This is a genomic window from Enterobacter sp. 725m/11 (assembly GCF_011683705.1).
Classification (GTDB): Bacteria; Pseudomonadota; Gammaproteobacteria; order Enterobacterales; family Enterobacteriaceae; genus Enterobacter; species Enterobacter bugandensis.
Genome location: NZ_JAAQOK010000052.1, coordinates 22,972 through 30,804, shown reverse-complemented (window position 1 = coordinate 30,804; position 7,833 = coordinate 22,972). Strand labels below are relative to the sequence as shown.

Annotated in this window: 8 protein-coding genes; 3 read left to right on the top strand and 5 right to left on the bottom strand. The window is 54.9% G+C overall.

Features of this window, described 5'->3' with window-relative positions:
- Together HBA26_RS18980 and HBA26_RS18975 are read right to left on the bottom strand one after the other, a co-directional pair.
- A partial coding sequence (locus tag HBA26_RS18980; protein WP_166720983.1) for a fimbria/pilus periplasmic chaperone occupies positions 1 to 302 on the bottom strand: 302 nt, incomplete at its 3' end.
- A gap of 79 nt (positions 303 to 381) precedes the next feature.
- Complete coding sequence (locus HBA26_RS18975) at positions 382 to 912, bottom strand: fimbrial protein (RefSeq protein WP_126345702.1); 531 nt, start codon at positions 910 to 912, stop codon at positions 382 to 384.
- Positions 913 to 1,330: 418 nt separating this feature from the next.
- Here HBA26_RS18975 and HBA26_RS18970 point away from each other — a divergent pair, with 418 nt between their 5' ends.
- Positions 1,331 to 1,990: a winged helix-turn-helix transcriptional regulator gene (locus HBA26_RS18970; RefSeq protein WP_049138935.1), complete on the top strand. Its 660-nt coding sequence runs from the start codon at positions 1,331 to 1,333 to the stop codon at positions 1,988 to 1,990.
- A 69-nt stretch (positions 1,991 to 2,059) separates the two neighbouring features.
- Positions 2,060 to 2,689 carry a helix-turn-helix domain-containing protein gene (locus HBA26_RS18965; RefSeq protein ID WP_126345703.1) on the top strand — a complete coding sequence of 210 codons (630 nt, stop codon included), beginning with the start codon at positions 2,060 to 2,062 and terminating at the stop codon, positions 2,687 to 2,689.
- A 50-nt stretch (positions 2,690 to 2,739) separates the two neighbouring features.
- Here the strand turns inward: HBA26_RS18965 and HBA26_RS18960 are convergent, their stop codons facing one another.
- The 3 genes from HBA26_RS18960 to HBA26_RS18950 all read right to left on the bottom strand — a co-directional run bounded on the left by HBA26_RS18960 (position 2,740) and on the right by HBA26_RS18950 (position 6,483).
- Entirely contained in the window at positions 2,740 to 2,934 is a 195-nt protein-coding gene (locus tag HBA26_RS18960; RefSeq protein ID WP_003857766.1) for a YdiH family protein, read from the bottom strand.
- An 85-nt stretch (positions 2,935 to 3,019) separates the two neighbouring features.
- A complete protein-coding gene (gene menI, locus HBA26_RS18955) occupies positions 3,020 to 3,430 on the bottom strand; it encodes a 1,4-dihydroxy-2-naphthoyl-CoA hydrolase (protein WP_126345704.1) in 411 nt (136 codons plus the stop codon).
- A complete protein-coding gene (locus HBA26_RS18950; protein ID WP_126345705.1) occupies positions 3,427 to 6,483 on the bottom strand; it encodes an FAD-binding and (Fe-S)-binding domain-containing protein in 3,057 nt (1,018 codons plus the stop codon). Before HBA26_RS18950 ends, menI begins: the two co-directional genes overlap by 4 nt.
- Positions 6,484 to 6,681: 198 nt before the next feature.
- On the opposite strand from HBA26_RS18950, the gene ydiK reads away from it, so the two are divergent.
- Entirely contained in the window at positions 6,682 to 7,797 is a 1,116-nt protein-coding gene (gene ydiK / locus HBA26_RS18945) for an AI-2E family transporter YdiK (protein ID WP_166720982.1), read from the top strand.
- Positions 7,798 to 7,833: the final 36 nt, after the last annotated feature.

Genomic DNA, 7,833 nt, shown 5'->3' with positions numbered 1-7,833 from the left:
TCTTTATCCTGCGGCAATGAGCCGGAAAGTAAAATCCGTTCAATATTTTGCTGGCCGCCGTTCAGTCTGTACAAAGGTGGCGTGACGATAAAAGGTGCTTTATTAGCATTACCCTCTGGCATGTCGACCCAGGACTGGATTAAATAAGGGGCGGTATCCGCATTGTTTACACTGATGGATGCCTCTTTTTTCCCGCCATCAAAAATTACGCGGGTACCACCAATAATAACCCCGGCATAAGCATGCGAAACAGATACAGTAATAACCGCCGCACTCAGCAGGGTTTTGCTAATAAAATTCATTTTGGACCTCGTAAAACAAGGGGGCAGTTTATGCCCCCGCGCAGCGCCTCGCGGAGCTGACTCTTGTTCTGCTTAATGACTAGTTGTAAACAACGGAGAAGTTAGCGACGGAGTTGGCAGGACCCGCCGTTACCGATGCCGCCGTTGAAATATACTGTGCATAAAAATTCAGCGTATTGTCTGCGGTGCTGCTCAGTACATAGTTGTAGCCGTTGCTGCCGTGCAATGGCAGATCGGCTTTATCAGCGGTCATCAAATTAATGGCAACACCCGTTGCCGCCCCGGCGACAGAGGTATCAATCGCCAGCAGATCGGCGTTGGTCAGGTCAGGCGTACCGTCAAAACGAACTTTGGCACTGGTGACCGTAACCGGGCAGTTCTTCAGAATAATATCGAATTTCGTTGCCGCCGTTCTGGAACCCGTTGTCGAGAATTCTGTTTTATAATAATCGCCTAATACGACCACCTGGTTTTGAGAAGCAACCGCCACGTCGCAGGCTGAATCCAGGATGTTACCATTAAAATTAACGGTTCCTGCGGCGGCGAGAACATTGCCCATCATTAAGGCTGAACCCGTCGCAACCATCGCTAAAATAATACTCTTTTTCATAATGTTCATTTTCCTGTTCACGGGATAACTTTATTTATTATTGAAATTCAAGCAGCAGAAGACCGATAAAAGAATCGCTAAGGGTTCTTTTATTTTTCGCTGAATGGCTTAAGGTCTTCCTGACTGACTGGTCAAAATTTATATAATCATTTTAATGAGTACAACTTTTAGATGGTCTAGCTGTAGACTCTGATTTAACGAAAACTCAACATTTACATCAGCAAAATCATATCTTATATTGCAGAAGTCTATTATTAGACCTTGCGCATTTTTTATTTACATTCAACCAGTTAGCCCCATAAGGACTCCCGGTCTACTTTTAGACCTCACCAGAATATTCCCTGAGTTCTTCGTTTTTAAGATAATTCCCTCTGCAGATCAAAAATTGATCACACAAGAAGTCGATGTGAGGTTTCTTATGAATACACGTTTAACCACCCCACTGAATAATTATCAATCCTCAGTTCTGGATTTAAAGCCGTTCGCCGATATAGACACCCTGATTAAACATGTGCTGCCAGCCGCCAGCAGAATGATCATCGGTCGGGGGGAGACGGTACATTATTACAAAGATAATGTCCGGCAGTGTTTTTTGTTAATCCAGGGCAGCGTGGCGCTTCATCGTCGCGGCGACGGTATTGTGTTAAATTCTGAATCTGCGCCTTTTATTCTGGGCGTCAGCAGCCAGTTTTCCTCTGAGCACCTGTACGTCAGGGCACTGGAGACTGCCGAGATCGCGCGCGTCTCGCTGGAGAGTTTCAATCAAATAGTGTCCCAGTACGATTTATGGGAGCACTTCTCAAAACTGCTTATTTATACCGCCTCGCGGGTATACGAACATTGTGCACAAATATCGCAAATGTCTGCTTACGATATCATCCGCTTCCAGCTTGTTGAGCTAATGCAGGAGCCGGACGCCATACGGCAAAATACGACGGCGGCAGCGTACATAAAAAGCCGGACGTATCTTTCACGTAGCGGAATTATGCGTATTCTGTCGGAACTGCGGACCGGCAAGTACATCACCATGGAGCGCGGCGTGCTGCTTGAAATTCACCATCTGCCACGCAAATATTGATTGCCACCGTGCCTGTCCCGGCGAGAAACGCTATAATTAGCCAGGTTATTTTTAAGGTTACCGGCTACCATGTCCCTTCCAGAAAAGTCTCACCGTGGCTCGCCCTACGCACAAGAGCTTATTTCTCACTTACTGCCTGATTGCACAACGCGACGCACCGCTCGCGGTGAGCGGCTCGATCTTCAGATCAACGGTCAGGGAATGTGCTATTTAATTCTTGAGGGGACGGTCGCTATCTACAGAAGAAGCGACGACATGATGCTCTCCACGGCCCGCAGCCCCGCCCTTTTCGGTCTCGCTAATCTGACAGATATCTATTTCAATGATTACCTGAAGACCGTTAGCCCGTGCCTGATAGGAACGCTCACCACCGAACGGTTGAATGAGATTATCAAGGAAAAGGCGCTGTGGGGGCTGCTCTCGAAACAACTGATGTTTGTCTATAGCCGGCTTTATAACAACGTGATGCCGCAGGGCGCACCGACGGCGTATGAGATGATTCGCCAGCAGCTCATAAAGCTGATGGAGGAAGATGAAAGTTATCGCAGCAGCGTAACGGCGGAAAGGTATATTCGGGAGAAAACCCAGCTCTCCCGCAGCGGCGTAATGCGGATTCTGGCGGATTTAAAAACCGGCGGATTTATCGAAATGGAAGAAGGCAGGCTTATTAAAATCAACAAGCTCCCCGCTAAATACTGAATGTCAGACACAAAAAAGGCCGCACTCGCGGCCTGTTCAACAACACTCACTCAATGGACGTGAACGCCCAACCGCCAGGCAAAGTAGATCTCTTCTTTCAGTTCATTCGAAGAGAGCGCCAGCAGATCCGTGAACTCCAGCTCAAGCTGTTTCAGCTTTTTCAGGTACTGCGCCGGAGACAGGTTGCTCTTATCGCGACGTAAATATTCAATTGCCAGCTGTGTTGGGGTTATTTCAGTATCCATGATGTCCTCGCTTATGTACAAATCCTGACCAGTATATCACAACACGCTGGCTAGTTTTTGACCAAAGGCAATTCATCTGAAAACTTTACACGACCGCCGTCGTCAGACGCGACGAGCAGCACAGGCGATCCTGCTCGTCGAGAATATCAATCTGCCACACCTGGTGGCGGCTGCCAGCATGCAGCGCGCGGCAGATACCGCGAACGCGCCCGCTGCGCACCGAGCGAATGTGGTTGGCATTAACCTCAAGCCCGACCACCTTCTGTTCGCCTTCGGTGCAGAGATATCCCGCGACGGAGCCCAGGGTTTCCGCCAGCACGACGGAAGCCCCGCCGTGCAACAGGCCAAACGGCTGATGGGTGCGACTATCGACAGGCATCGTCGCCTCCAGAGCGTCTTCCCCAATGCGGGTGAACTGGATATCCAGCAGCCCCACCATATTCCCCTCGCCCATGGCGTTTAGCGCCTGCAGCGTGACGGCACGTTTCCAGATCATCCAATTATCTCCAGTAAAGCCTGTAATGGGTGGCGTACGCCGTTACCCTCAACCCGTTTCACCTGGCTGCGGCAGGAGTAGCCCGTCGCCAGGCAGCGGTTTCTTGGCAATCGCTGCATCGCCTGATGCCACGACAGCTCATAGATGCCGAGCGAGTTGGCGTGGTTTTTCACCTCGTGGCCGTAGGTGCCCGCCATGCCGCAGCAGCCCACGCTGACGCTCTCCAGCTTCGCGCCGAAACGCGCAAAAATAGACGCCCATTGCGCCGGGGCGCCGGGCAGCGCCGTCACTTCCGTACAGTGTCCGAACAGATACCACGGTTCACCGCCAGCCTCCTGAATGGCCTTCTCTTCCAGGGCTGCCGGCAGCCACTCGTGCACCAGCATGACGTGGAAATCGCCGCGCTTATCACCCAGCGTCTGCTTGTATTCATCGCGATAGCAAAGCACCAGCGCCGGATCGACGCCGACCATCGGCATCCCAAGTTCGGCGATCCGGTTGAGAAAATCAGCGGTTTTTTGCGCCGTTTTCGCAAAGCGGTTCAGGAAGCCTTTAATGTGCTGCGCCTTGCCGTTTGGCGAGAACGGCAGCACTACAGGCTGATAGCCCAGTTTTTCAACCAGGCGGATGAAGTCAGCGACCACCTGCGCGTCGTAGTAGCTGGTGAACGGATCCTGGACCACCAGCACCACCTTCGCTTTTTGCTCAGGAGTAAGCGCTTCGAGCTGTTCCAGGGTCATGTTCGCCGAGCGGTGGCCGACGAGCTGGCGCTGCAGCGACGGCACCGACAACAACGGCAGATCGACCATGCCGATATGCTTTTCGGAAAGCTTGCGCACCAGCGGCTGATTGATAAAGAAGTTGAAGGTCTTCGGCGCGCGCGCCATCAGCGGCGCGTAGCTTTCCACCGTCGCCACCAGATGATCGCGCACCGGGCGCAGATAGCGGGTGTGGTAGAGCTGCAGGAAGCGCGAGCGGAATTCCGGCACGTCGATTTTAATCGGGCACTGGGTAGAGCAGGCTTTACAGGCCAGACAGCCGGACATCGCCTCTTTCACCTCATGGGAGAAATCATACTCGCCCTTATTGGCATGCCAGCTGTTGCGGGTGCGCTCAATCAGCGAGCGCAGGCTGGCCCGTTTTTCCGGCAGCTCCTGCTCCAGCTTCAGGGGATCGACGCCACGGTCCGCCAGCAGACGCAGCCACTCGCGCACCAGCGTCGCACGCCCTTTCGGCGAGTGAATGCGGTTGCTGGTGATTTTCATTGACGGGCACATCGGGCTTTTCACGTCAAAGTTAAAGCACAGGCCGTTGCCGTTACACTCCATCGCGCCGCGCCAGGACGAGCGCACCGCAATCGGGATCTGTCTGTCATACGTACCGCGCTTAACGGCATCCACCTGGAGCATTGGCGCGTCCACCCCTTCAGGCGGGCAGATTTTCCCCGGATTGAGGCGGTTATCCGGGTCGAACGCCGCTTTGACCTTGCGCAGCTCCGCGTAAAGCTGCTCCCCGAAGAACGCCGGGCTGTATTCCGCGCGGAACCCTTTCCCGTGCTCCCCCCACAGCAGACCGCCGTATTTGGCGGTCAAGGCAACGACGTCGTCGGAGATCTGCTTCATCAGGATCTCCTGCTGCGGGTCGCACATGTCCAGCGCCGGACGCACGTGAAGCACCCCGGCATCCACGTGGCCGAACATGCCATAGCTCAGGCCGTGGCTATCCAGCAGGGCGCGAAACTCGACGATATAATCCGCCAGATGCTCGGGCGGCACGCAGGTGTCTTCGGCAAACGGAATCGGCTTCGCCGCTCCTTTCGCATTGCCAAGCAGGCCCACGGCTTTTTTACGCATGGCGTAAATACGCTCGATACCGGCCAGATCGTGACAAAGCTGCCAGCCAATCACGCCGCCTTCGCCATGAGCAATCAGCTCATCCAGGCGCTGGCAGAGCGTCGTCACCTGGCTTTCAATCAGCTCCGCGTCATCACCGGCAAATTCCACGATGTTGAGGCCAAGCATCTCTTTGTCCGGCACGTCGGTAATCAGCTCGCGCACGGAGTGCCAGACGATATCTTCCCGCGCCAGATTCAGCACCTTAGAGTCGACGGTTTCCACCGACAGCGCCTGCGCTTCCACCATAAACGGCGCATTGCGCAGCGCAGAGTCGAAGGAGTCATATTTGACGTTCACCAGGCGACGCACCTTCGGCAGGCGGGTGATATCCAGCCGCGCCTCGGTAATAAACGCCAGCGTTCCTTCGGAGCCGGTCAGCACACGGGTTAAATCAAACTGCGTCAGGTCGTCGTTAAACACGTGGCGCAGGTCGTAGCCCGTTAAGAAGCGGTTCAGTTTGGGGAATTTGTCGAGAATAAGCTGGCGGTTGTCGCGGCAGCGCTCCAGCACGGTGCGGTAGATGCGCCCGCTGGCGGTGTTATCTTTACCCAGCGTTTCCGCCAGTTCGACCGGCATCGGCTGGGTATCAAGGATATCGCCGCCTAACAATACTGCCCGCACGCCCAGCACGTGATCGGAGGTTTTACCGTAGACCAGCGACCCCTGCCCGGAGGCATCGGTGTTGATCATCCCCCCGATGGTTGCTCGGTTGCTGGTGGAGAGTTCAGGGGCAAAAAAGTAGCCGTAAGGCTTGAGGTACTGATTAAGCTGATCTTTGATAACGCCCGCCTCAACCCGCACCCATCCCTCTTCAGGGTTGATCTCAATGATGCGGTTCATATAGCGCGACATATCAATAATGATGCCCTGGTTCAGCGCCTGACCGTTGGTTCCGGTGCCACCGCCGCGCGGCGTGAAGACCAGAGAGGCAAACCGCTCCTGCGTTGCCAGCCGGGCGATAAGCGCCACGTCGGCCGTGGAACGAGGGAAAACGACCGCATCGGGAAGAAGCTGGTAGATACTGTTATCGGTTGCCATCGTCAGCCTGTCGGCATAGTTCGTGGCGGTATCACCTGTAAAACCCTGTTGCTCCAGTGCCTGCAAAAAATTAAGCACCAGCTGAACGACGCCAGGTGCCTGAGAAATCTGTGGGATCATTACTGTCGACCCTAATTAGAGTTGTGGGAATCGTTTGCGTGTATCTTAAAAGTTTTATCACATTTTTTTCTTATAATCTCTGCTGAATTACAGGCAGAATTCGCCTGTCAAAAACCGCTGCGATCGCTAATGATAAGAGAGACGCGGTTTTCCATTCCCGCCAGTGGTACTGGCGTTCTTTTAAGGAAAGTTTCATTTATGGTCAATCTTCGCCAGCCCAGGGATGTTGCGCAAATTCTGCTGTCGGTGCTGTTCCTGGCCCTCATGATTATTGCGTGTCTGTGGATTGTTCAACCTTTTATTCTCGGCTTCGCCTGGGCTGCGACCGTTGTCGTCGCCACGTGGCCTTTGCTGCTGCGCTTGCAAAAACTGCTGTTTGGCCGCCGCGGGCTGGCCGTGCTGGTGATGACGCTGCTGCTGTTCCTGCTGTTTATTATTCCAGTTGCGCTGCTGGTAAACAGCCTTGTCGACTCCAGCGGCCCGGTGATCCGCGCCGTGACAAGCGGCGACCTGACGCTGCCGGACCTCGGCTGGCTGAACAGCATTCCGGTCGTGGGCGCTAAACTTTACAGCGGCTGGCATAGCCTGCTGGAGATGGGCGGCAGCGCGCTGATGGCGAAAGTGCGTCCGTATATTGGCACCACCACCACCTGGTTTGTCGGTCAGGCCGCACATATCGGCCGCTTTATGATGCACTGTACCCTGATGCTGGTCTTCAGCGCCCTGCTTTACTGGCGCGGTGAGCAGGTGGCTTTAGGCGTTCGTCACTTTGCCACCCGCCTGGCGGGAAAACGCGGTGACGCCGCGGTGCTGCTGGCCGCGCAGGCCGTGCGCGCGGTCGCCCTGGGCGTCGTGGTGACGGCGCTGGTGCAGGCGGTGCTGGGCGGTATCGGCCTGGCGATTTCCGGCGTACCGTACGCCACCGTCTTTACCGTAGTCATGCTGATGACCTGCCTTGCGCAACTGGGGCCGCTGCTGGTGCTGGTTCCGAGCATTATCTGGCTTTACTGGACGGGTGATACCACGTGGGGAACGGTTCTGCTGGTCTGCAGCTGCGTGGTTGGCACCATGGATAACGTGATTCGCCCCATCCTCATCCGCATGGGCGCAGACCTGCCGCTGATCCTGATCCTCTCCGGGGTTATCGGCGGGTTGATTGCTTTCGGGATGATCGGTCTGTTCATTGGCCCGGTGCTGCTCGCCGTTACCTGGCGTCTGTTCTCCGCCTGGGTTCATGAAGTGCCGCCGCCTGGAACCGACCCGGACGTGATTCTGAGCGAGCTGGAAGAGCTGGAAGAAAAGAATACCCATTAAGCCTTGTTGCCGGGTGGTGCTTACGCTTACCCGGCC